Annotated in this window: 18 protein-coding genes; 13 read left to right on the forward strand and 5 right to left on the reverse strand. The window is 42.1% G+C overall.

Translation table 11 applies throughout. The features are described from left to right. Positions 1–221 precede the first annotated feature (221 nt). Positions 222–1169 carry a YbhN family protein gene (locus VB733_RS17555; protein ID WP_323341347.1) on the forward strand — a complete coding sequence of 316 codons (948 nt, stop codon included), beginning with the start codon at positions 222–224 and terminating at the stop codon, positions 1167–1169. Positions 1170–1213: 44 nt separating this feature from the next. On the opposite strand, the gene VB733_RS17560 is transcribed toward VB733_RS17555, so the two are convergent. Beyond that, a complete protein-coding gene (locus VB733_RS17560) occupies positions 1214–2554 on the reverse strand; it encodes a hypothetical protein (protein ID WP_323341348.1) in 1341 nt (446 codons plus the stop codon). Between the two features lie 925 nt (positions 2555–3479). Here VB733_RS17560 and ndhL point away from each other — a divergent pair. The 10 genes from ndhL (at position 3480) to VB733_RS17610 (ending at position 19248) form a co-directional block, all read left to right on the forward strand. Next, positions 3480–3704 carry an NAD(P)H-quinone oxidoreductase subunit L gene (gene ndhL / locus VB733_RS17565; protein ID WP_323341349.1) on the forward strand — a complete coding sequence of 75 codons (225 nt, stop codon included), beginning with the start codon at positions 3480–3482 and terminating at the stop codon, positions 3702–3704. Positions 3705–3736: 32 nt separating this feature from the next. Then, complete coding sequence (locus VB733_RS17570; RefSeq protein ID WP_323341350.1) at positions 3737–4051, forward strand: DUF3007 family protein; 315 nt, start codon at positions 3737–3739, stop codon at positions 4049–4051. A gap of 109 nt (positions 4052–4160) precedes the next feature. Then, positions 4161–4955, forward strand: a complete 795-nt coding sequence (gene trpA, locus VB733_RS17575) for a tryptophan synthase subunit alpha (RefSeq protein WP_323341351.1) — start codon at positions 4161–4163, stop codon at positions 4953–4955. A 321-nt stretch (positions 4956–5276) separates the two neighbouring features. Beyond that, positions 5277–5939: a heterocyst differentiation related protein gene (locus VB733_RS17580; RefSeq protein ID WP_323341352.1), complete on the forward strand. Its 663-nt coding sequence runs from the start codon at positions 5277–5279 to the stop codon at positions 5937–5939. Positions 5940–7320: 1381 nt separating this feature from the next. Continuing rightward, a complete protein-coding gene (locus VB733_RS17585) occupies positions 7321–8256 on the forward strand; it encodes a hypothetical protein (RefSeq protein WP_323341353.1) in 936 nt (311 codons plus the stop codon). Continuing rightward, positions 8253–12506 carry an Ig-like domain-containing protein gene (locus VB733_RS17590; RefSeq protein WP_323341354.1) on the forward strand — a complete coding sequence of 1418 codons (4254 nt, stop codon included), beginning with the start codon at positions 8253–8255 and terminating at the stop codon, positions 12504–12506. Before VB733_RS17585 ends, VB733_RS17590 begins: the two co-directional genes overlap by 4 nt. Beyond that, positions 12506–14896 (forward strand): OmpA family protein, encoded by a 2391-nt coding sequence (locus VB733_RS17595; protein ID WP_323341355.1) that lies wholly within the window; start codon positions 12506–12508, stop codon positions 14894–14896. The genes VB733_RS17590 and VB733_RS17595 overlap by 1 nt, the downstream gene beginning before the upstream one ends. A gap of 105 nt (positions 14897–15001) precedes the next feature. After that, the gene (locus tag VB733_RS17600; RefSeq protein WP_323341356.1) at positions 15002–16651 is read left to right on the forward strand and encodes an SdrD B-like domain-containing protein; all 1650 of its coding nucleotides are present in this window, start codon (positions 15002–15004) and stop codon (positions 16649–16651) included. A 207-nt stretch (positions 16652–16858) separates the two neighbouring features. Beyond that, positions 16859–18493 (forward strand): SdrD B-like domain-containing protein, encoded by a 1635-nt coding sequence (locus tag VB733_RS17605; protein WP_323341357.1) that lies wholly within the window; start codon positions 16859–16861, stop codon positions 18491–18493. A 161-nt stretch (positions 18494–18654) separates the two neighbouring features. Beyond that, positions 18655–19248, forward strand: a complete 594-nt coding sequence (locus VB733_RS17610; protein ID WP_323341358.1) for a hypothetical protein — start codon at positions 18655–18657, stop codon at positions 19246–19248. Positions 19249–19356: 108 nt separating this feature from the next. Here the strand turns inward: VB733_RS17610 and VB733_RS17615 are convergent, their stop codons facing one another. Then, a complete protein-coding gene (locus VB733_RS17615; RefSeq protein WP_323341359.1) occupies positions 19357–21399 on the reverse strand; it encodes a serine/threonine protein kinase in 2043 nt (680 codons plus the stop codon). Between the two features lie 172 nt (positions 21400–21571). Here VB733_RS17615 and VB733_RS17620 point away from each other — a divergent pair, with 172 nt between their 5' ends. Further along, on the forward strand, positions 21572–22057 hold the full coding sequence (locus VB733_RS17620) for a hypothetical protein (protein WP_323341360.1): 486 nt from the start codon (positions 21572–21574) through the stop codon (positions 22055–22057). Between the two features lie 223 nt (positions 22058–22280). On the opposite strand, the gene VB733_RS17625 is transcribed toward VB733_RS17620, so the two are convergent. Together VB733_RS17625 and VB733_RS17630 are read right to left on the reverse strand one after the other, a co-directional pair. After that, positions 22281–22448, reverse strand: coding sequence for a hypothetical protein (locus VB733_RS17625; RefSeq protein WP_323341361.1), 168 nt, complete (start codon positions 22446–22448; stop codon positions 22281–22283). Continuing rightward, the gene (locus tag VB733_RS17630; protein WP_323341362.1) at positions 22445–22711 is read right to left on the reverse strand and encodes a helix-turn-helix transcriptional regulator; all 267 of its coding nucleotides are present in this window, start codon (positions 22709–22711) and stop codon (positions 22445–22447) included. The genes VB733_RS17625 and VB733_RS17630 overlap by 4 nt, the downstream gene beginning before the upstream one ends. Positions 22712–23117: 406 nt before the next feature. Here VB733_RS17630 and VB733_RS17635 point away from each other — a divergent pair, with 406 nt between their 5' ends. Next, a complete protein-coding gene (locus VB733_RS17635; protein ID WP_323341363.1) occupies positions 23118–24095 on the forward strand; it encodes a carbohydrate kinase in 978 nt (325 codons plus the stop codon). 118 nt (positions 24096–24213) lie between these two features. On the opposite strand, the gene VB733_RS17640 is transcribed toward VB733_RS17635, so the two are convergent. Next, a partial coding sequence (locus VB733_RS17640; protein ID WP_323341364.1) for a gluconokinase, GntK/IdnK-type occupies positions 24214–24591 on the reverse strand: 378 nt, incomplete at its 5' end.

Raw genomic sequence — 24591 nt, forward strand, 5'->3', positions numbered from 1 at the left:
ATCTAGAAACTTGCCCTACAAAGCTTTGTTTCTCAGTATACTTGGCAAGATTCAAGTACAATTCCTATATATTAATATTATAATTAATATATTCATAAAAATTTGAGTAAATGCAAACCTCAATTAAAATACGTAAAAAATACTTTTTACTTGACTAAAAAGCAGGATTTAGAAGTAAATATTTGAATTTTCTCGAAAAACTATCAATGTAAAATATTATTATGTTCAAGCGAATACTACGCTGGTTAATTTTAGGGGGAACGCTATTTTTTGTCGCTAAAACATTAAAAGATAACTGGTTAGAAGTAGCAGCAATCCGCATTGATAGCGCTGGATGGGCAATTCTAGCGATCGCTACTGGCATCACATTACTGGCGCACATCTGGGCTGGTTGGGTGTGGACTTGGGTACTCAAGGAATTAAATCAACCTGTACCCGTCTCTCATTTCATCCAAGTTTATCTCAAAACCAATGTTGCTAAATACTTACCGGGAAATGTTTGGCACCACTATGGACGCATTCTGGCAGCTAAAGAAGCAAAGATTCCTACAGTGACGGCAACTGTCAGTATTTTACTTGAGCCTTTATTAATGGCGACTGCGGCTTTAATTATTATTGTGTTGCTGGGTAGTCAATTTACTTCACTCAAAAATGATATGAATTTGCGAATTTTACAAGCACTGGCTTTAATCGCAATTCTTTGTGCTTTTTATCCGCGCTTTCTCAATCCGATACTCAATTCTGTTCAAAAATTAAAGTTTAAAAAAGCTGAAGAAAATAATTCAAATAATTCGACTAATAACTATTTAAAATTGGAACGTTATCCCCTGATACCACTATTTGGTGAACTAGCTTTTTTAATTTTACGTGGTATGGGTTTTATTCTCACTTTATTTGCACTAGTCCCATTACAGCCAGAACAAATTCCTTTGCTACTGGGGGCTTTTAGCTTTGCTTGGTTGCTGGGTTTTGTAATTCCAGGCGCTCCTGGTGGTTTAGGAGTATTTGAAGCCACTACAATCGCATTACTTCAAGGTCATTTCCCACCTGCATTAGCAATTGGTGGCACAGTGTTATACCGCTTAGTTAGTATTCTCGCTGAAACTTTTGGTGCGGGAATTGCTTGGCTGGAACAGCGTTGTGAAGAAGAATTCAAAAGTCAGGAATAGATAATGTTACTTGACTAATGACTTCTGCCCTCACCACTCAACAACTAACCCTCTCTAATAGTCTTTAACTGCGAGAAAACCCGATAATCATCCAAACATGACTTATCTACATAATTCATGGGTGATTCTATCTCATCTTCTTTCATTTTAATTAAGTTATATTCAATATTTTCTGCATAAATCGCAAAAGTGATATTAAAAATCTCAATAAAATGAATAAACCACATACACTCACTTTCTAGATATTTATCATAATATCTAATTAAATTAGCAATTCGCATTTCTAAATGGCTACGAGAATGAGTAGAAATTAAAACTATTTTTAATAGTACAATCACCAAAGTTAATGGATGTCCCTGTGATAGTAGCATTACAAACAAACTCGATGGTTCGCGACCGTTCTCTGTGGTTAAAAGGTCAATTGTGCGATTACAAATTCTCAATAATAAATCTTTGTTAACTGGAGAATCGTCATATTCTACCTTCCATGAATTTAATTTTTCTGCTAACTGCTTCTGTAAAGTATCGGTAAACTCCTGTTGTTGTACTGAAAATATTAAATATTTTAATAAACTCTGTTTAAAATCATGAAATATATCATTTCGAGTTTGTTTTAAAAATATATTGGCAATATTGTCATAACTAAAATTTCCTTTCTTCACAACTATTGCCTTAATCAGCCTGATAGCATTATCTCCTAAACTACTAGGATTGCGATAGCGATGAACATTAACAGAATTATTAACCTGTAATTGCGATCGCGCAATATACATCGCTAATTCAAACTTAAACTTATCTTTTAAATTTCTTGACAATTTTCGTGCGGCTTCTTTTTGCTCCTTAGAATTATTATCATTCAGAGATTGAGCCAATAGTAAGTAGGAACTATAACGATTTGTCCAATGTCCTTTGACATCTTCGTTCCGATATGCAAATAATTGTAATTCTTGATAATCTTCGCTTTTAACAAAATTATCTATCCAAGTTCTTGCTTGTTTTAACTTACCAGAAGCATTGGGATTCAAACTGAATTTTAAATTAGTGAATAATTCAACTAATTCCTGAATATATTTGTGTCTTCTGGTGCTTTCCCAATTATTAATTAATATGTAGCAGCAGCGTTTAATGGTATGGCGAAATTCATCCTCGCCATGCTCTAGCAAGACAATATATATTCCCAGCGAATATTTACTAGTATCTGCATTTAAGCAATCAATAAAAGAACGCTTGAATACACGCAAAACGTCATCTGGTTGCCAATTTTTTACAATTTTCAGTAAAAAACTGTACATTCTTTCTTGCGTATATTGTAATTTTAGGCGTTTATCTTTCGATTTTAAAAGATGTCGATCGCCCTGACTATTCAATAAGCTGTTAGCGGTCATTGCGGTTCTCAAGACCAATCATTTAGCTGTTTACCTTGTATGTAACAGCTTAACCTTGGCAGGCAAGAGTATCAATCTTCTCTTTCAAAAATAAGTATTCTTTTCACATAAAATTGATAATTCAGCAATTTTCCATGTAAGTTTGTTGAACTTTTCAGAGAAATTACCGAATTGAGAAAGCGAAATAAAATTAAAAATTAAAAATCAAAACTACAATAAACCAAAAATAAAGGTTAGCATCTCTTGCTAACCATACATTAAAAATGAAGATATTTTTTGTGATGGGGGTGGAGGGACTTGAACCCTCACGACCGTTTAAGGTCAACGGATTTTCATCCTTTTGTAGCTTTCACTACTGCCTTAGAAAAATTACTGAAGGTTTTAAGGATTGGACTCTCCCTTTACCCTCGACTTAACGTAGGGTAGCTCCCGTCGAGTCTCTGCACCTTCCGAAAAGTTAAAAGTTACTCAAAACTTATTACTTTTAAATCGGCTTGGCTCAGGATTGCCATATCTGAATTACTTAGATTCTAAATACTCAGACTTTAGGTTTCCCTGAATTTGAGAGCTTCCACTTGAAAGATTTCTCTAACAAGGCTCAGTTTTCTAAGTCCGTAGCGTCTACCATTCCGCCACACCCCCGTTTTGACTTTGGGAGTCACTTGTTTGTTGGAGGCATCAAACACCGCCTTATATACTTAACCATCAATTATGTATTTTGTCCAACATTTTTTGAAAAAAAAATTGTGATGGTATTTGTATGGCTTATTTTTCTTGTTATCTCTGGCTTAACTCCCTCTCCTGTTTCCCTTCTACCCCATCACGAGCTACCATGAAAGCAGCGATCGCATGGCTTTCCTGAAGTCGGTAATTCAGCCTATGATGGTGAAAATGCGATTAATATCTTCAACATAGCAACAGAACTATGACTGTAGACCTGATTGTACCCCTGCTTTATCTAATTTTGGCTGGAGCTTATCTCCTCGTGATGCCAGTGATAGTTGTGTTTTACTTGAAGTGGCGCTGGTATACTGCTAGCTCCATAGAACGCTTGCTGATGTACTTTTTGGTATTTTTCTTTTTCCCTGGTTTGTTGGTTCTGTCGCCCGTACTCAATTTCCGACCCCGGCGAAGAACTATTGAGGCTTAAATTTTTTAGTTAGTGGTAGGTCATAAGTTAAGATGCGACGTATTGACGCTCTGGGTATAGTTTTAGGCGTTTTTATTGCAGGTGGCTTGGTTTACATCATATTTCAGCAATTCGGTGTCGATAGCCAATCTGCTGGTATCTGGACTCAAGCTCTGCTCGTCATAGGTTTGATTGGTTGGTTGCTGACATATCTTTTTCGGGCAGTCAATAATCAAATGACCTACCACAAGCAACGCCAAGGGTATGAAGATGCTTATTTGACAAAGCGATTGGAAGAATTGACACCGGAAGAATTAGAACGACTTCAAGCCGAGATTGAGCAGGAGCAGCAATCTCAGGTAAATTAGTTATCTGTCGTTAGTTATTAGTTGTTTGTCAATTCCAAAATTCCCAATTTTGGATAACCAATAGCCAATAACCAATAACCAAATAGCTAATAACCACATCATCAAAACAATGACTGCAATTTCCGATCGCTTTCAAAATTTGGCACAGAATCAAAAATGTGCCTTTATCCCCTTTATTACTGCTGGTGACCCCGATTTGCATACCACTGCTGAAGCGTTACGGGTATTGGATAAAAGTGGTGCTAGTATGATCGAGTTGGGTGTGCCCTACTCTGACCCTTTGGCTGATGGTCCCGTAATTCAAGCCGCAGCCACCCGTGCTTTGCTTCAGGGGACAAATTTGGAAGCTATTCTCGAAATGTTGACGGCGACGACTCCTCATTTACAAGCGCCGATTATTCTCTTTACTTACTACAACCCAATTTTAAATCGCGGGATTGATAATTTTCTCCTGGCAATTAAACAGGCGGGGGTTGCTGGCTTAGTAGTACCCGACTTACCGCTTGAAGAATCTGCTAATTTACTGGAACCAGCAGCAGCAATCGGTATTGATTTAATTTTGTTGGTTGCACCGACAAGCTCTCCCGAACGCATCGAAGCTATTGCTCGTGCTTCCCAAGGCTTTATTTATTTGGTGAGTGTCACGGGTGTCACAGGAGTGCGATCGCAAATAGAAACACGAGTGTCTGATTTACTCAAACAAATACGTGCAGTTACTGATAAACCTATCGGTGTTGGCTTCGGAATTTCCCAAGCCGAACAAGCCAAACAAATCAAAGATTGGGGCGCAGATGCCATTATTGTCGGTAGTGCGATCGTCAAACGGTTAGCGACAGGAACCCCCCAACAAGGTTTGAATGCCATTGAAGAATTTTGCCAAAGCCTGAATTTAGCGCTATCTTAGAGCGGAAATCTCAAATCAAGTCACCTAGACTGAACGAGAATCCCATGCTTTGATAAAAAATTTAAATAACTCACCGCAAATATTGCCGGAAAGGAATTCAGAGAAAGTGTTAAGAGTGACAATTTCTTATCCTCTTTGGTAGACAATTTAACAGATATCGTCTTGAATATATAAAGCGTGTATGAGGCGGCTCGTCAATTACCGACACCGTGTATTAGGATTTGGGTGTTATGTGAAGTCAATTAAGGTATAAGTATATGAGTGTGAGAGTGTTTCAACTGTTAATGAATATAGTTACATCGCAAGGTAGGGGCGAAAGCGATGAGTGAAAGTATGGCATTTATTGGCGGAGTTGCAGTCGCCGGACTCGCAGCTCTTGTTTTACTAAAAGGAACAGTTAACCCAACCCAACCCGGCTTCACAACGGTTGCTCCGCAAATCCAAGCACCTGTTGTTGCACCACAAATGATGCCACAACCAGGTCAAATATATGGCGGCTACCCCGGACAGCCAGTGCTACCAAATCCTGTGCCAAATGCTCCTAATGATCAGCTACGTTTAGACCTCGAACGTGGGAAAATGCAATTAGAGAATCTCCAACGGGAAAACGAAGGATTGCGAAAACAAAATCAAGAGTTTCAAAACCAGTTGGTAAATCTTAACAATCAGTTTCAAGCTCAAGCATTACAAAACCAAAACAATCAACGTAGCCAGTTACAACAGTCTCAAACCCCTTGGTGGTCATCGGGTATTGTTTGGGCAGTTGGGGGCATTGCTTTAACTGTTGGTGGTGGTATTGTCTTTGCTGGCATATCGGCTTTGTTCACCCAAAAACAACGTCCAGTACGTACAGTTCAAGTGATTCATCCTTACACTGGTCCCACTCCTCCACTGGCTAATACCACTCGTCGTGCGGAGTTTTTACCTCCTCGCAGCACGGATTCTAGACGAGTTGAATCCCACGAATATGACGATGCGTATTAACTAGATGCAGTAGTTACTCAACAGTATCACTACTCATAGCGATTGCCTTAGTTAAATGCGATCGCCTTTTTGTCATGGCTTTATAATTTGGAATCTGATGTGAGTCTCAATCAATAACTGAACAACCAGTAATAGTCGCCAGGTTAAAGAAATTACTACCTCCAAACTTTTGTAGAGAGGTTCAATGTAACCTTTCTACATAGTTGATCTCTGTAGTGTTGGATTTGATAATCACAAGCTCAGTTTTCATCAAATATTCTGATCATTATCAAAGCTCTGAAAATACCACTATCAGAAAACTTTGTATTAATTGTTTTACTCCTACTATTCCCATAAAACCTATTTTTTTTGCAAATCAATTACAAAAAATGTAACTAAAGTTACTTTTAATGTACTAATAAAATAATTTTATATCATCAGTGATTAGTCAAAATTAATTACTAAATCATCAATCCAATTATTTGTATATAAGCCCCTAGAGATTGTAAAAAGAGTATAATTTGATAATCTTAAATATCTCACTATCTATATTCTAATTAGTAATTAATCAGATAAACGAAAACAAAATTAAGTAAAAAATACAACATTTGTTTTTGTACGTGCGGAAAAAATCGGATACTGATAAACCCCTACATTTTAAGACAAGAAAAAATACTGAAGATTTTTTTGAATCCCTGATTACTTATCAGTAATTTCTGGGTAATATTACTGAAGTGCTCTCTAAACAGCCCAAGATTCGGCAAAAACATCTTCGAGATTGTTGATTCAGATTATTCGCAGAAAGATTACTGAGATTGTCAGGAATAGTAAACATTTGCGATCGCAGCATCGGTAAGTTTTTGATTTTCTTCTGGGAACATAAAAACCTAAAAATCAGTCTGCTTTCCAGGCAATCACTCAGTTAGAGTTCTATAGTCCTCACGCGAATACCATAGCTAAGCCTTGGCGTTAAGTTCCCACATTGAGGTTAATAAACCATCTCTTGCGAAGCGATCAATTAATTTAGTTAATCGACTTAAAATTCTCCAGCTTAGTTGAGCAAAAATTAATAATTTTTGATTCTGCTATCCATAGCATTAATCGCAAAGTCATCTCTCTAAAGAGAGATTGCAAAGATATTCAAATAGGGCAAAAATTTGTCACGGCAAACTAACCCGTATTGTGAGGATTGATATTCTTTTGATAACATGCTCTAATCACAAAAAAAATTTATAAACCAACGTGAGAAGGATGCAAATTTATCACTCGAAACTGCATGTTTTTCATGATGACCCGCCTTTCGCTGATTTAGGAGTCAGCAAAAATCAAATTCGGAATTAGGTTCTTAAAATTTAAAACCTGATTATTAAGGAAACCTTTGCTATTACATTGATGCCTACCAATGACATCTATACAATCATGGCTGAGGCGCGGAAGCCTCTTTTTTGCTATTTTCGCCTTAGGTATTTTTACTTATAAAGTATTGCCAGGTACTGCTCAAACTGAAATCCGCAATACCGCGCGTGTGGGTGCGGAGAATATTCCAGAAACATCGGGAGGAAGGGTTGTTGATTCCAATCCTGTCACCTTGAGAGCTGGGCAGGCGGCACTGGAAATCATCAAAACTGGTGACAGAGGAGCCGCAGAACCGGGCGATACGGTAATCTATCGATTGGCGATTAGAAATACCGGGAGAGTGGCTGCTAGGAATGTGACTGTAACCGATAGGCTACCTCTGGGATTGTTGTTTGCCCGGCGCTCAATTCGCGGTAATATTGGCGATCGCACAATCCAACTCTCCCTCAGCAGTAGTGATAACCGTATAGTGACCATCACTACGCCCGAAGAATTACAACCCAACCAGACTTTAAATGTTTCCTACGCTGTAGAAGTAACGCCCGATGCCGTTCGAGGTACGGGTAGAAACTTAGCACAAGCAAGAGCCGGAAATCTCACAAGTAACCAGGCTAGCCACTCCCTAAGGATTCGTCCTGGGATTGTGTCAGATTGCGGGACTTTAATTGGGCGTGTATTCATAGACAAGAACTTTGATGGCGAACAGCAGCCAAATGAGCCGGGAGTACCGAATGCAGTCATTTATATGGACGATGGCAACCGCATTGTCACTGATGCTAATGGACTTTTTTCCCTAGCGAATGTTGTTTCCGGTTATCGTTCGGCAGCACTAGATTTGACCAGTTTGCCGGGTTATGCATTAGCGCCAAATAAATATTTCATCGAACGAAACAGCCAATCTCGGATGGTGCGGTTAGCACCTGGGAGCATGGCAAGGGTAAATTTTGCGGTCACGCCTGCGTTTTCAGAGGGTAAGCGATGAAAACAAAAAAGCTAGGAGTCAGTATTTATAAATTGCGGTCAGACATCGACAAATGTCAAAGGGGGGACACCCCACACACTGTCATAGGGGAAAAAGAATTATCTGCAATTTTGTGCATGAAGATGTTAGTGAAGAGTAATGCCAGAGTGTTTTCGACATTTCTTGCGGTTGCACTTCCGTCAATGTTTGGTGCAAAAATATTGTTTCCCTCTGCGGCACGGGCGGTAACGCTATCAGTCGCCCATGAAGCCAGTTTTCCCCAAGACAAGTCCAATTTGTCTTGGTCTCCATTTTTAGTTGCCGAAGCAGGAGAAGGAATAACGCCAGCATCGCCGAGTGGTGTAGGTGGTAATAGTGGTACATTGCCAATAATTCCTTCTTCTTCACCACCTATCAAGAACCCGGAAAATTTTCTGAATTTTCCGAGTAATTCTCCAACTAATTCTCCAATTTCTCCCACACCCCAAGTTGAGCAGGGGACAGTACCAGCGCCATCTTCGCCTTCAAACCTGCCTTCTGAAAATGAAGGCAAAAAAATCAAATTAGATATTGTCCCAGCCGGAGACCCCAGGGCACAAGCAGATGGGCGATCGACGGTTAAGTTACGGGGGACATTAACTGACGAAAAGGGTCAACCAATTCTTGGGGATGTCATCGTCACCTTGACAACCAGTGCGGGTAAGTTTGTCGGTACAGACCAAAGTCGCGACCAGCAAGGGTTTCAAGTCATCGCCCGTGATGGGGAATTTATTGCCACTTTACAAGCTGATATTAAGCCTCAACAGGTGCGCGTGCGGGCAGCAGTTGACAAAATTCGGGCAAGAAGGTCTAATTCTTTTTCACCAAATGTAACTCAACTCGACTCTAGAATAGTTGGTCCCCGTGCAGATGAGCCATTTCCTCAGCAAACAGATAATTCGATTCTGGAGAGGTTGACGGATACGCCGTTGGAAGCCTATACCCAAGTTGAATTTGTCACGTTTTTACGCCCTTCGCTGGCGACGGGGATTATTAACTTGCGAATTGGTCAAAAAGGAACCGATTATTGGGGCAGTTTTGGCGATTTTCTCAATCCGCGCAGTATTAATGATGGTACGGGTGTAGATTTCAAGGCTTCGGTATTTGCGACAGGAAAAGTCGGGGAGTGGTTATTTACGGGGGCTTTTAATAGCTACCGACCGATTAACCAGGATTGTGAAGGCAGAAACCGTTTGTTTGGCAGCATTCAGTTTTGCGAACAGCAGTATCCTGTCTACGGTGATAGTTCGACAATGACACCGACTACACCCTCCATTGATAGTGTTTATGCCCGGTTTGAGCGAACTCCATCGATACCTGGTGCAGAACCCGATTATTTGATGTGGGGGGATTACAATACCGAAGAATTTTCTCGAAGTTCCCAGTTGTATACAGCAACTACGCGGCAGTTGCATGGTTTGAAGTTGAATTATAACTTTGGGCAGTTGCAAATTACGGGGATGTATGCAAACAACATCGAAGGTTTTCAGCGCGATACATTTGTACCGAATGGGACGAGTGGAAATTACTTTTTGTCACAGCGTTTACTAGTTCCGGGAAGTGAAACTGTTTACGTGGAAGCGGAGGAAATTAACCGTCCGGGTACAGTAGTGGAGCGTCAACCCTTGTACCGGGGACAGGATTATGAGATTGATTACGACAGAGGCACGTTATTATTCCGTCGTCCAATTTTAGCAACTGATTTGAATCCATTTGGGGCAACCTTGGTGCGGCGTGTTGTTGTCTCCTATCAAAATGAGGGCGGTAGGGATTCCAGTCTATATGCTGGACGATTGCAGTACAACTTCTCCAATGACATCGATCAAAAATCATTTTTTGGGGGAAGTTACTTGCGGGAAGACCAAGGAGATAACGATTTTCAGCTATATGGGGCTGATTTTTTGGTTTCCTTGGGTAGTTCTGGCAAAATTGTCGGGGAATTTGCCCGTTCCAACAGCGACTTACTCACGGGAACTAGTGTTGATGGCAATGCTTACCGAATTGAAGCGAGTGGGAATTTTGGCGATCGCATTGGGGCTGAGGCTTACTACAGAGGGGTAGAGCCGAATTTTGTCAATAATGCCACTTCCAGTTTTTCACCTGGACAAACCCGTTATGGAGCATCCCTACTCGCCAGATTAACGGAAACCACTACCTTCCGGGCAGCTTATGACTTTGAAGAGAATTACGGCACAGCACCAGGAAGAGTTGTTGACTTCTTTGACTTGTTCAATCCCCAACCTTTAGCACGTCCGGGAGAACGAGTCAGTAATGAATTACAGACTTTTCGTGTGGGACTGTTGCAGCGTTTAGGAAGGAGTCGCTTGAGTCCAGAAGTCAGCGCCGAATATGTGAACCGTTCCCGTGAAGACCGGGTGAGCGATCGCTTTGATGGTGATGCTCAACAGTTCGTTTCGCGGCTGAAGGTGCCCTTGGGTGAGTCTTTGTTATTCCAAGCCCAAAATGAATTGAATCTCGGCGACAGTGACCCCCTGTATCCCAATAGAACGACATTAGGATTGGATTGGAAAGCATATCCAGGGGTGACTTTCCGACTTGCACATCAATTCTTTGATAGCAGTGAATTAATTAGGGGTAACTCCATTACCACATTTGATACACTCCTAGACCATAAATTCTCGGAAAATACTGCAATTACCGGGCGATATTCGGTACTTTCGGCATACAACGGACTCCAAGGACAAGGTGCAGTCGGACTGAATAATCGCTGGGCGATCGCACCGGGATTACGTCTTAGTCTTGGTTACGAATATGTCTTTAAAAACATGTTCAACGCCACCGCCGCCGGACCCCAATTCGAGCAATATTACGCTGTCGGACAAACTGCTTCTTCCCTGGGATTATTCTCCGGCTCCGTTTACAGCATGGGGCTTGAATACACTGATAACCCCAATTTCCAAGCTAGCACTCGCTTTGAATACCGTGATGGTAGTGAAAATAACAACTTAGTCATCTCGGCATCAGCAGCAGGAAAAATTAGTCCGGCTTTGACAGCATTGGTTCGCTATCAACAAGCCGGTGAAGCTAACGTATTTTTACCGACTGCATCGAGTATTGGTAATGTCTCTGGTATTCGCTTCCAAGAACTGGGTGATACCTCAAATCTGAAAATTGGTTTGGCATATCGCGACCCGACAAACGATAAATTTAACGGGTTACTCAAATATGAATGGCGGCAGAATTTTGACTCCATCCCGGAATCACAATTAATTGGTTCGACAGTAACAGGTCATACATTCTCGGCTGAGGGTATTTATGCTCCCAATTGGCGGTGGGAATTCTTTGGTAAATTTGCCCTCCGTAATGGTGTCACCTTTTCTGACGGTGACAGATTTGATGGCACGGCAAAACTCGCTCAAGTGCGGGCAACCTATCGCTTAGGATATCGAAATGACCTCGCCGTAGAAGGTCGGTGGATTGGTCAAAATTCCAACATTGGTAATGGCTATACGGAGTATGGACTGGCAGTCGAAAGCGGTTATTATTTGACTCCAGATTTACGTGTAGCAGCAGGTTACAGCTTTGGTAGCGTGGATGTGAATGGCGATCGCGATTTCTCTGGGTATCGCTCCGATGGTGGTTTCTATTTGAACATCAGTTTGAAGCTGAACGAACTTTTCGGTGGTTTCGGATTACAGAAACCGGTTCCCAAACAACAGCAGGAGTCAGAAGTTCAACCAGTTTCTGGATTAGTACCCCAGACACCACCAGAAAATCCTTTGCCCACGAATCCCAGTAGCGAGTCACAACCAACTCAACCGGGGCAAACTGAAACTCCTAGTATTGAGTTCCCACAACAGTTACAGCAACAATCACCGCAAACGCAAACTCAACCTGAGCAAAATCAAGCTATTGAATCCAGCAGTCAAGGGATGCAGTTGCAGCAATCACCGCCAACTGATATTCAATCAAGACAACTAGGTAATCAGGAGGCTCAAGAGACTGTGCCACAAAACCCAACTCTACCTTTGGCAGTTCCGGCACAGCCACGGCAAAATCTTCTCAATAGGTTGCGGGGAATTAAACCTGAACTGAATTTAAGTAATACTGTTGCACCCAATATTTCCCCCGAAAATAACCAACTGGGAAATAAACAGTTGGAAATCCAGCCACAACAGTCGCAACGGCAGCAACTCATCAATCTTTTAAAACAGCAACATGCCAAACCCCAGGCAAACGTTCAAGGTGTAGTGGAGAGGAGTGAGGATTGATGTCCAGATTGATTAATTTATGGTGTACGAGGAGAAAAATAGCAGGGGAAAAGTTGCTGCTAATGCCAATTTTTGCTTCCCCTATTACCCTGAGTTTGTTAGCCTGTGGGTTTTACCTGTTGCCTGCTAGTGTTGCAGTTAGTCAGGTATCGGAGGTAAAAGTCAATATTAATCAAGCCAATATTCACAAAACCAATATTGGCAAAGTCGCACAGCAACCAACTGCTGCACCAGTTCCCACCCCAGCTTTGCGGGTAGTGGTAAACAGCAACCAAGATGGTGATGTGCAGGCAGATAACCAGCTAACTCTGCGGGAAGCAGTGGAACTGGTAAATGGTACCCTCAAACTCGAACAACTTAGCCCTGTCGAACAAGCCCAAGTGCAACCAGTGACGGGAGGCTCACGAATTGAATTTAATTTGCCCGCAAGTGCAACCACAATTCAACTACAAAAAATATTGCCCGACTTAGTAAGTCCCAATTTAACGATTGATGGGACAACCCAACCGGGATATGATGCGACAAAGTCGGCAACGGCTGAAATTGCCATTCCCATTCCCGTGGTGGCAATCACTCCAGCAGCGAATACGGAAATATTTCGCGGTTTGACAATTGTTGCCGATGGAATTGCGGTACGCGGGTTGAGCATTTATGGTTTTAATGCCAGTCCCGTCAAACAACAATTGGGCAACCTCTTAATTTATGATGGTGTTCCTAAACCCGTAACTTTAACTACCCCACCTGGGGATATAGTCGTTGCTCATAAATTGCCGCCACCCGATATTAGCCGCCAAAAACCACCCAGTAGTAACTTTCCATTTTCCAAACGGGATATTCCCCCCAAGAATGTCACTATTGAGGACAATTGGTTAGGGTTAACGGTTGATGAAAAAATACCTACAGAAACTTCGGCTTTTGGGGTATATGTATTCAACTCCCAAGGGACAACAATTCGCCGCAACCGCATTTATTATCACGATGGTAGTGCAATTATTACTTCCGTCCGTGGTGAAAATACGCTAGTCACGGAAAATATTATCGTTGGTAATGGGTTGGCGGGAATGCCAGATGCCTTACGGTTTGAGGGTATTGTTACTAACTCGCAAATTACAGGTAATTTAATTTGTGCTAACGACGGGGCAGGAGTGTATCTATTTAAACCCGATGGTAATGTCACCCTGCAAAACAACAAAATTACCTACAACGGTAGAAGGCTGCGGCGAGCAGCAGTGTATTTGATGGGTAGTAACCATCAAGTAATTGGTAATGAAATCGATAACCAAACTGGTCCAGGTGTCAGCGTTACTGCCTTTCCCCGCAACGATATCGGTAGCAATAGCCCCGCAGTCAAAAATATAATTCGCGACAACAAATTTGCGGTGTTAGAAGGGTTGAGCATCGACCTCATTAACCAGCGTAACCTTGATGTGAGCGACTTTCAAAAAGGAGATGGTGCTAACCCGCAACGGGATTCCCGCAACCGTCGTCTGGAAACAGGGAATGCCGCCATTAATGCACCTGAATTTACAACCAGGGCATTTCCACCATCAGCTACGGGAGTCACCGTCCAAGGGAAAGCTGACCCCAACTCCCAGGTAACAATTTATAAATTGAGTGACTACCAGCGTGGCAAAGATTCCGTCTATGACTTAGGTTATGGGGCGTTGAATCAGCCACTGACCACGGTATCCACTGACAAAGATGGTAACTTTAATGCCAATCTGAGTAATCTGCAACAAGGGGATGCAATTAGCGCGATCGCAACCGACCCCAAATACGGCACCTCAGAGCCGGCGGTAGCTGCGGTTATTGGCGAACCGGGAACTTTCCCCAACCTCACACCCAACTCGCGCCCGCAACCCATAGTCCCACCGCAGTGTACTTCCCGACCCAAACCACCAGAACCACCGCCACCACCAGAACCACCACCACCGCCACCACCGTTGCAGATTAGCGTCCCCCGCAATATTCACTTTGCCTTGGATAAATCGTTTATTAGTCCAGCTAGCGCCCAGGTATTAGACCGTATAGCGGAGGTGTTACAGCAATATCCCGTAATTGTGATTGAGATTGTCGGGCATACTGACCCAAGGGCAAGTGACGAATATAACTTAGCATTAGGTAGAAGACGAGCATTATCAACGAGAAATTACTTGTTACGTAAAGGCGTTGCACCGGAGCGGATGACAATTCGTTCCTTAGGGGAGTCGCAGCGTAAAGTTCCAGGTAGTACAGATATTGTCGATTATGCACGCGATCGCCGGGCGGAAATCATCTTTAAGGATATTCGCGGTGTCGATATTCAAATCGAAGAGCAAGAAGACGATTTACAAATCGAACAAAGACGCAACCAGGCTCAACCAAGTCCTGTGCGTCCTCGGAGAAGGTAAAAAGCTACATAGCTGAAAACTAACCAGTGTGTTCTCGCAAATGTCCATCGGTAAATAATCCACCACTACCGGAAGTTGTCAGTGGAGGTATCTTGGGAGGTTGAAATGAAAACTTTATTTAAACAAATACAAGTCATGCTGAATAGAGGCTTGCGTAGTTTATCGCGCCAACCTCCCACAGCAAGAGATACTCCTGCTGGAAGTAACCAGCACCATCGCCGATGGCGAAAAATCTGCAAATCTCTGCGATATTATGTTCTGGCAATAATACTGGCAGGAACTCAAATCGGGTTATTAACAGTCATGCCAAAACAGAAAGTAGTTGCTCAGACCCAAGGACTTTGTCCAGTCGGTACTACCCCAACAACTATCGATTGGAGACCAGCAGTAGGTGCGGCGGCAATTACAACTCAAAACCAAAACCTCAATGTCGGTGGAGTCGGGGTCAATTTCAATTTTAGTGAAAGTCTTCCCGGACAAGTGATCGATAACCTAGAAACAAGAATTGATAATGATGTCTATGGTGGCTTACCTGGACCAAACCTCCGCTTTAATATCGGTTTGGAAAAAACTCCTGCACCTGGAAACGCCACTTTAAACATCAACTTTTCGAGACCTGTAATTCTTGCATCTCCCCTAACTATCCTAGATATTGATCGCAATGGAGAACGTGACTTCGGATTTATTTACCAGGATAGAGTCACCGTTAATGCCTTCAATGGGGATGTTCCCGTGGGTGTCACCCTGCGATCGCTCGGCACTACAACTCGTGTGGAAGGTAATGTTGCTGTGGGGATCAACGAAAATTCTTTTCCCGACAGACCCGATGGTAACGTTTCCGTCACACCTGCGGCTCAACTCAATCGGATTCAAATTCTGTATGAGCCAGGTCAAGAATATGGTACACCCCTACAAGATGAAACCGTTGGTTTAGCTAGATTAAGTATCTGCACACCACCACCACCAGGTGCATCAATCGGGGACACCGTATTTAATGACCGCAATGGGAATGGAACTCAAGAACAGGGTGAACCAGGTATTCCCAATGCCACCTTAATTTTACGTAACTCGACTGGTCAGGAGGTTGCTAGAACTACCACAAGTAGTAATGGGACTTACCGCTTCTCGACTTTGCCATTAGGTAACTATACAGTTGAGGTACTTCGACCAAACGACGACTTTAACCCAACCACAAACACCACTTTAGCCGCGAATCTCACCGAACCAAACCAAGAACTACTGAATGTGGACTTTGGTTTCCGGACAACTGCTTTAGGTGATTCGGGAGCGCCAAATATCCGCCTGATTAAACGGATTACCAATGCTAGACGTGATGGTCAAACCATTAGTGGTACTAACTTTAGTGCCTTTGTTCCTGACCCCAACAATAGTAACGATGATAATCTACCTCAAGCGGAACGTTTTTCGGGAATTGTTGACCTCGAACAGCCCGTGCGATCGCGCGATGAAATCGAATACACAGTTTATTTTCTGACAGAAGGGAATGAAAACATTAATAATCTTCAGTTCTGTGACTTAGTACCCAGTGGAACAACTTTTACTAATAACAGTATTGGGATTAGTGGTGCTGGTAATGGGGCTAGTGGTGGTAGATATTTAACACCCCTTGCGCCTTTAGATTCATTCACCAACATTTGTCCAGGTACTAATAGTAACGGTGCTGTAGTTGCAAATCTAGGTAATGTTCCTAGTGGGAACTTCGGATTTGTCCGCTTCCGCGTCACAGTCAACTAAATAGTCCTGAGCCGAAAGTATTAAGTACCGAGTGTGGATTTGACTGCCACACTTGGGAATTGTCATCTCTGATTTTCGAGTTAAGTATTTAAAATTCTCTTGATTACAAGAGTCAAAATTCTAGTTTTCCCTATTATTCAGTTAACCATTAAGCATTAACAATTAACAACCTTCACAACTAGTTGATCTATCTGTTGGGATGAAAAAATGAACTCTTTATTTATACCAATACAAAAAATATTGCATCGAAATCTACATTACTTACGGCGACAAAGTTTCCCAGTAAATCATCGCATCTGGGGAAAAAAATTTAAACCTCTACAATCTTGCTTTCTTACATCAACTTTAGCGGTAACGCATCTAGCCTTATTTACAAGTATTTCTCATCAAAAAGCAGTTGCCCAGACTCAAAGCACCTGTCCGGTGGGAACTATACCCACAAATGTCAATTGGCAACCAGCAACGGGTGTAGAAGCAATTACGGCTCAAAATATAAACGCTGGAGGGGTGGGAGTCAGATTCAGTTTTGCCGAGAGTATTCCCGGACAAGTTATTGAATCCAATTTGGTTCAATTTGGGAATGAAGTATACGGAACCAGAATTGATAATGATGTCTATGGTGGTCTACCTGGACCCAATCTTCGGTTTCACATTGGGATTGGTAAAAATCCTGCGCCTGGAAGCGCTACCCTGACTATTACTTTCGATCGCCCCATCACTCTTGCATCTCCTTTAACTCTTCTTGATGTTGATCGTGATGGTGAGCGTGATTTCGGATTCACATTCCAAGATCGGGTGACAGTTAATGCATTCAATGGTGATACAGCCGTCGGTGTGACACTGAATTCACTTGGAAATACAACTCGCGTCACCGGGAACGTAGTTGTGGGTATAAATGAGAACTCTTTACCAAGTCGCCCCGATGGCAACGTTGCCATCACACCTGCTGGTGCAGTCACTCGCATTCAAATTCTTTACGAACCAGGCACGGAATTTGGACAACCTCGGCAAGATGAAACCATTGGTATCGCTCAAATTCGTCTTTGTGCCCCAGCTTTTGGAACAATTGGTGACACCGTATTTAATGATCGCAATGCCAACGGTGTTCAAGATGAAGGGGAATCTGGCATCCCCAATGCCACCCTAATTCTGCGAGATGCTAACGGTCAAGAGATTAGGAGAACAACTACTAACGGCGATGGTATTTATGGTTTTCCCAATTTACCGCTAGGTACTTACACTGTTGAAGCCCTGCGACCTGGTGATGAGTTTAACCCAACGACAAACACGACACTCACCGCAAATTTGACACAAGCAAACCAAGAATTACTCAATATTGACTTTGGTTTCCGTTCTACCCGTTTAGGTGCTGCCGATACTCCCAATATTCGCTTAATTAAACGAATTACAGGGGCAACTAGAAACGGTCAAGCAATTCCTGTTAACTTTAATACCTTTGTTCCCGATCCCAACAATAACAACGACGATACACTTCTGCAACCGGAGCGCTTTCTCGGTGTTCCCAACCTGGAAACACCCCTACAATCGGGTGATACTGTGGAGTATACAGTTTATTTTCTGACGGAAGGTAATGAAAATATCCGTAACATCCGCTTGTGCGACTTGATACCCAACGATACTACTTATGTGAATAACAGCATTGCCGTCAATAATGCAGGTAGTGGAGCCGATAATGGTAGGTTCTTGAGTCCACTAGCACCTCTACAGGAGTACAGCAATATTTGCAATGGCAGTAACAATAATGGTGCGGTAGTTGTCAATTTGGGCACTATTCCCGCCGGACAATTTGGCTTTGTGCGTTTCCGTGTCTCAATAAATTAGGGTTTGGGGATGGCAATGGGGAGATGAAACTAATCTCCCAACCATTCCTCACGAGAAACCCCAGCCTGTCGTAATAACCGTGATAATTTATGGACTAAGAATACAAATAAACCCTAATCCGCACTCTGATTCAGAAAATATAGTGGCGATCGCGTATTATTATGTTGTTTTCACTTATTGTCTTAAATATTACTTTGAGTCCTATGCGGAATATTCGCTTGATTACTTCTCTAATTGCTGGTGGTGTCGCCTTTTCTACTGTGGGTATTTTGGGAACAGTTACGGGTGAAAATATTACCCAAGCCCAACGTCCTCCCCGCAGCACAAGTTTATTAAAAGCTAAATGCGTTAATAGTGGACTAGGTAACGTTCGCGAAGAAAATATGGATGTTGCCATTGGTAGGGCTGTCTATTCGAGCAAGTTTTATCTTGGTCCCGGCTATCGTTCGGCAGCCATGACTTGTAAAATTAAACCTGATAATAGCCAACAGCCAATTTTTCAAACCTTGAATTTGGGATTCGGAATCCGTGACAATGATAACCGCAGTCCTGCTGTCGAAGTGAGAGTCTATTTAGATGGGAATCCAGCAGAAACACGTAAAATTTCCCCCTCGCAACCAACAACTCTATCGTTAGATGTCAGCAGTGTTAGCAATGTATCAATTGAAGCAGTTTGTTCCAGTGGTAGACAATATTGCGATCGCGTTTACTTCTTTGATGCTGGTTTAGTTCGCCCCACTCCTCAGTCAAAATAATCATAACAGCAATTGAAATAACTTCTGAGCATGGGAATGTCAAGACGCAAAGGGGAGTAGCTGGGAGATTAATTCTTCCAGCCAACTTTGGGGGACAAAGAAATTCTCCTATTCCCCATTTCTTTCTCCCTGATTACTTTCAGTTGGTTCTGGATTACCAAAATTCAGTAAACTTTCAGGATTGAAGAAATTATCTGGCTTGGGGTTTTCTTTTTTCTCAATGTTTTCAGACTTATCAACTGGAGATTTATCAATTTGCCAAACTTGCTGCTGTTTGGTTAAATTTTCAGCCTGCTTAGAGATATTATCCGCAGCTTGTTGAACCAGAGGATTCATCTTATCTTGCCAATATTTAATATTCGGTAGCTTGTCAGGACGATTTTGATAGGACTTTACCTTATCCCAATTTCCCTGTGCCACAGCTTCATCAATATCCTTAAATAAAGCCTCAGCCTTTGCCCAATCTTGCTGCCATTGAGAAACCATCTTACTAGTTTCCTCAATTCTTGTAGGTACAGATTTTAATAAATTTATGGCTCCTTGCAAGTCACCTGACTCGTACTTCTCTTTTGCTTTGGCAATTACCTTACTATCCTCTACTTGAGAATTACCCAGATTCGGCTTCGCAGAAACAATTGGTTTCGGTTCCACTTTGCTTGCCTTGTCCAACCCAGTATTTTCACTGTTGTCACCCGAAAAAGGAAATAAGTCAATCACATTTTTGGGCTTGGGCTTAAGTGCAGGACGGTTAGCAATCATACTAGTATCATTAATCGTTCGCATCGCTATCCCTCGATCGCGCAGGCAAGTAACCCATTCTTCGTTATTACCCACCACATCCGAATGCACCCACGCCACTTTACCAGTATCTAATCTTACTTGTATCCAACCTTTCTTTGTCCGCGTTCCCGTCACCTCAAACCCAGTTTTCTCGCTGGCGGTTTGCAAAATTGTCTCGGTGGAAATCGCACTCGGTTCCGAACGAATATTCGCTGTTTCCTTAGTCACAGCCATACAGGTTTGCGTAGCCAAACTATTACCCTTCGTCCAATTTGTTGCCAAACCCTGTACATTCTTCACAACCACAGGTGCAAAATAAGCTGCGCCACCTGCAAGTAAAATCAAAATCAATATTTGTAGCAAATCAGGACCATTAGCATCACGACGAACAATTTTGGCACTCGCTGTGGCGGCAACTGCTTGCGGCTCACTGTTTCTCGGTGCAACTGCAATTGTTTTTTGTCGTGATTGGGGAGATGGGATTCGGGCGATCGCATGACTGGAAACTTTCGGATATTCCTGTACTGCCGACACCCGCGCTGGCATAAAAGTCCGCAATGCCTGTAGTGCCTCTGTGGCATTTTGGTATCTATCTTTAAAATGATACCGAATCATTTTGTTTAATACAGTCGCTAACTGTTGATTTACTGGTGCTAAATGTTGCCAAAGAATTTCACCAGTATTTTGGTCTTCTTGCAAATCCATTGGGGCAACACCAGTCAAAGCCTGAATAGCAATGATTCCTAACGCATATATGTCACTATTTGGACGCGGTTTCCCTTGACCTTGTTCAGTAGGCATATAACCGGGAGTGCCAATTGCCACAGTTGCCGAATGCTGAATTGCGATATTACGGCTAGGATATGCCCCTGCACGCAGTTGCTTCACCGCGCCAAAGTCTACTAATACAAGTTTATGATCGCTGCGGCGACGAATAATATTATCCGGCTTAATATCTCGGTGAATCACCCCTTGCTGATGAACAAAATCGAGAATATTCAGAATTTCATCTAAAAGTTGAATTACTTGCGCTTCCGTCCAAGTTTCACCAGCAACCAATTCTTCGCTTAATGTATGCCCTTCAATAAATTCTTGGACTAAATAAAATTCGAGACTATCGTCAAAATAAGCTAAAAGTCGAGGTATTTGGTCATGATTACCCAAACGTTCTAGCGTTTCTGCCTCGCTTTGGAACAATCGCTTGGCAGTATCAAATATTTTAGAATCGCTACTAGCAGGCTTGAGATGCTTAACTACACAAATGGGGTTGCCAGGACGTTTGGTGTCCTCCGCGATGTAGGTTTCACCAAAACCGCCCGTGGCAAGAACTCTGATAACTTGATAACGATAGTCTAGTAGCTTGCCAATCATATATCCTCCAAGCGTGTTAACACCCAATTCGAGCAGGTGGTAATAAATATCTCCAAATTTTCCACAGCAAAATCCGCTATTTTGATAAAAGATTTAGGCAAAAACCCAGTCTTTTATCAAGATACTTTGTAATTTTTTGTAAATTTATTTCAAAATTCACATAAAATCACCCATGCCACCGAAAATCACGGACTCGAACCTATGGCATCAAGCTGAAATGCTGATGCAACCAGCATTTATCCGCGTCATTGATAATATCCGCAAACAGCTTGACGTATCACCCTGGAAAGGAACTTACCAAGACGTGTTGATTTGGTCTCCTGGTACTACTGACGAAACCAAGGCAACAGTGACAAGGTTAGTAGAGGAACTCGAAACTGCGACACCAGAACAAGCAGATGAAATTCGGCGATCGCTCGCGAAACTACCAATGCCCCATCCAGGATATCATCTGTGTTTGCAGCGTCAAGACCAGCAGATAAACGTTGATTTGTGGGAGTTATGTTATGAAGTTTGTTTTCGGGACTATGTATCTGGGTATGAGGCAGTTGCTGTTGATACTAGTTTAATCGATGAATGTGGTGATGTGGATTGGAATTGTTTAGAGAATAAAGTCAGGGACTTAGTTGAGAGGATGTTTGCGAAGTTACCGGCATAGGAACTGAAATTGTTAATGCCGAAAAAATGAGACCGAAGCTTTACAACTTCGGTCTGTGAGGTAATATTTGGCGAAATTCTAACCAACGGGATAGGTTACTGAGGAGCAAAAGCTGGTATATGGTGAAACGATTTCCACAAAGTTGTGGATGGGCGGTTCTCCTAACCGTCAGGATTTTGGTTTGTTGTGCTTTCTTTCTGGGGCGGCTTGATGCTCAAGGCATCTACCAGATAGTAGCAAGAAGTCGCTTTCCTGGGCTAGCTTCCTGAGTTGGCAATATGAGATTTGTCTGTGTCGCCTGACGCGCTTCGGGTTGATATTCAAACTGCGGCGTGAGGAGAAGAAATATCAACCAGTCGCACAGGTAAACAATCGCATCTGTTGCCTTCAATCTTCTGGTTTCGTTGGTAAAGAACAGCAATTGACATCGTTTAAGCAAACTTTGCCCCAATGCAGCGCCCAACGAACAAGGGCAACTCGATTATCGGTTCCCGTTTTGGTGAGAATGTTGCTGATATGGTTATCAACTGTACGTTTGCTGATTTCCAGTTTACCTGCAATCTCTTGGTTAGTTAAGCCAGCGGCTACTAAGTCGATGATTTGCAGTTCTCTGTCTGACAGATTAACAGGGGTCTGTGACTCGCCACCAGCCATGAGTTATTTATCCCTCCCTTGGTATATGTACTTATCTGCTCTTTCTCATTTTAGAAGATTCTTTAGCTGGTCGGTGTTTCAAGTGTTAGTGGTAATACGATTCTGGCTAATTCTTTATAACTAATTTTTGAATGGTAATTGTTTTTACTATTGATTTTTGAAAAATACGTAGTTTTTAGTCAAAATGTGAAACTAAGGGATTATATATGTAAAATCAGGCGTTGAATGTTAATTTTAAATAACTTTTATTTACTTTTGCCTTTTTAGTTTGGTGAAAAAGTAATGCTATTGATTTGTGCAAACAATTGCCGACATGTCGGGACAATTTATTGTAGATTTTAAGCTGTAACAGTCTTCTCCAAAATCGAAAATTAATCGCACAATTAATTGAAAATTAAAAATTGAGATGAATAATCCCCGTGTTTTGTGTTTAGGCGAAGTTTTGTTTGACTGTTTAGCTGACCAATTGGGGCGAAAGCTGGAAGAGGTTGAGTCCTGGACTCCTTATCCTGGTGGCGCACCTGCAAATGTTGCCTGTGCTTTGGTGAAGTTGGGTATACCTGCGGGTTTTGTGGGTTGTGTGGGTGAAGATGCAGCCGGAAATTCACTTTTGCAGCTTTTAAATGAGATTGGGGTTGATACTCAGGGAGTCCAGCGTCACGCGACTGCCCCAACCCGACAAGTGTATGTTGTCAGAAATTTGGATGGCGATCGCAATTTTGCTGGTTTTGGTAAATATGATACTAGCGAGTTTGCCGATACACATCTGGAGGCGAAAAAATTACCACAATCGCTATTTGAAAGCGCAGATTTTCTGGTTTTGGGAACGCTGGAATTAGCCTACCCAGAAAGCGCTCAGGCGGTTCGTCATGCTTTAAATCTGGCAGAAAAGTTTGACATGAAGATTATCTTGGATGTTAACTGGCGACCTGTTTTTTGGCAGAATCCCGATATTGCACCAGGGATAATTAAGGAAATTTTGAAGCAAGTTGATTTTGTCAAGCTTGCCAAAGAAGAAGCGGAGTGGTTGTTTGATACTAGCGATGCTGGGGCAATTAAGTACCGTCTAGACTCGGTTGATGGTGTGTTAGTTACTGATGGGGAACATGGTTGTGCCTATTGTTTGGATGAAAATGAGGGTAAACTACCAGCCTTTGCTGTTCCTGTATTGGATACGACGGGTGCGGGAGATAGTTTTTTAGCTGGGTTTATTGCTCAAATTGTGACTCATGGAACTCAGAGTCTTAGTGATGCGGCAACAGCAAAAAAAATTATCACTTATGCTAGTGCAGTTGGGGCTTTAACTACATTAAAAGCAGGTGCGATCGCATCTCAACCAACCCCAGAAGAAGTCGAGATATTTCTCCAACAACATCAACAGTAAATGAACGACCATTCATAAAGTAAATATTCAGGATAGTCGTGCAGGGAGAAACCCGGTTTCTTACTTTATTTTGAAGAATCGGGGTCTTTACTGTTGTTTACACTTCCATATGTAGCGTTTATAAAACTGTTAATTGCTGCAAAATTTTCGCTAAAATCTCTGCTTGTGAACCTGCAATATCAACTTTAATGGCATCAATTGGTTCCTCAACTATGTCAAATTGACTTTGCAAAAGTTGCGCCGACATAAAGTGGTTTTGCCTTTGATGGAGACGTTCGCAAATGATAGCAAAGCTCCCTTGCAAATACACGAGTTTAACTAATTGCTGATCTACTACTAAAAATTCTCGATATTTTGCTTTAAGTGCCGAACATGCAAGAACAACATTTTTGTTTTCCTGCAACCATTTTTTAATTGCTAATTGCAAAGTTTCTAACCAAGGAATTCTCTCCACATCAGTTAAGGGAATGCCTTGACGCATTTTATTGATATTCTC

Source organism: Calothrix sp. UHCC 0171 (assembly GCF_034931845.1).
GTDB lineage: Bacteria > Cyanobacteriota > Cyanobacteriia > Cyanobacteriales > Nostocaceae > Brunnivagina.

Bases quoted from the DNA above. Each gene is read 5' to 3' on its own strand.
- VB733_RS17555 (WP_323341347.1), top strand. From the start codon at position 222: ATGTTCAAGCGAATACTACGCTGGTTAATTTTAGGGGGAACGCTATTT.
- VB733_RS17560 (WP_323341348.1), bottom strand. From the start codon at position 2,554: ATGACCGCTAACAGCTTATTGAATAGTCAGGGCGATCGACATCTTTTA.
- ndhL (WP_323341349.1), top strand. From the start codon at position 3,480: ATGACTGTAGACCTGATTGTACCCCTGCTTTATCTAATTTTGGCTGGA.
- VB733_RS17570 (WP_323341350.1), top strand. From the start codon at position 3,737: ATGCGACGTATTGACGCTCTGGGTATAGTTTTAGGCGTTTTTATTGCA.
- trpA (WP_323341351.1), top strand. From the start codon at position 4,161: ATGACTGCAATTTCCGATCGCTTTCAAAATTTGGCACAGAATCAAAAA.
- VB733_RS17580 (WP_323341352.1), top strand. From the start codon at position 5,277: ATGAGTGAAAGTATGGCATTTATTGGCGGAGTTGCAGTCGCCGGACTC.
- VB733_RS17585 (WP_323341353.1), top strand. From the start codon at position 7,321: ATGACATCTATACAATCATGGCTGAGGCGCGGAAGCCTCTTTTTTGCT.
- VB733_RS17590 (WP_323341354.1), top strand. From the start codon at position 8,253: ATGAAAACAAAAAAGCTAGGAGTCAGTATTTATAAATTGCGGTCAGAC.
- VB733_RS17595 (WP_323341355.1), top strand. From the start codon at position 12,506: ATGTCCAGATTGATTAATTTATGGTGTACGAGGAGAAAAATAGCAGGG.
- VB733_RS17600 (WP_323341356.1), top strand. From the start codon at position 15,002: ATGAAAACTTTATTTAAACAAATACAAGTCATGCTGAATAGAGGCTTG.
- VB733_RS17605 (WP_323341357.1), top strand. From the start codon at position 16,859: ATGAACTCTTTATTTATACCAATACAAAAAATATTGCATCGAAATCTA.
- VB733_RS17610 (WP_323341358.1), top strand. From the start codon at position 18,655: ATGTTGTTTTCACTTATTGTCTTAAATATTACTTTGAGTCCTATGCGG.
- VB733_RS17615 (WP_323341359.1), bottom strand. From the start codon at position 21,399: ATGATTGGCAAGCTACTAGACTATCGTTATCAAGTTATCAGAGTTCTT.
- VB733_RS17620 (WP_323341360.1), top strand. From the start codon at position 21,572: ATGCCACCGAAAATCACGGACTCGAACCTATGGCATCAAGCTGAAATG.
- VB733_RS17630 (WP_323341362.1), bottom strand. From the start codon at position 22,711: ATGGCTGGTGGCGAGTCACAGACCCCTGTTAATCTGTCAGACAGAGAA.
- VB733_RS17635 (WP_323341363.1), top strand. From the start codon at position 23,118: ATGAATAATCCCCGTGTTTTGTGTTTAGGCGAAGTTTTGTTTGACTGT.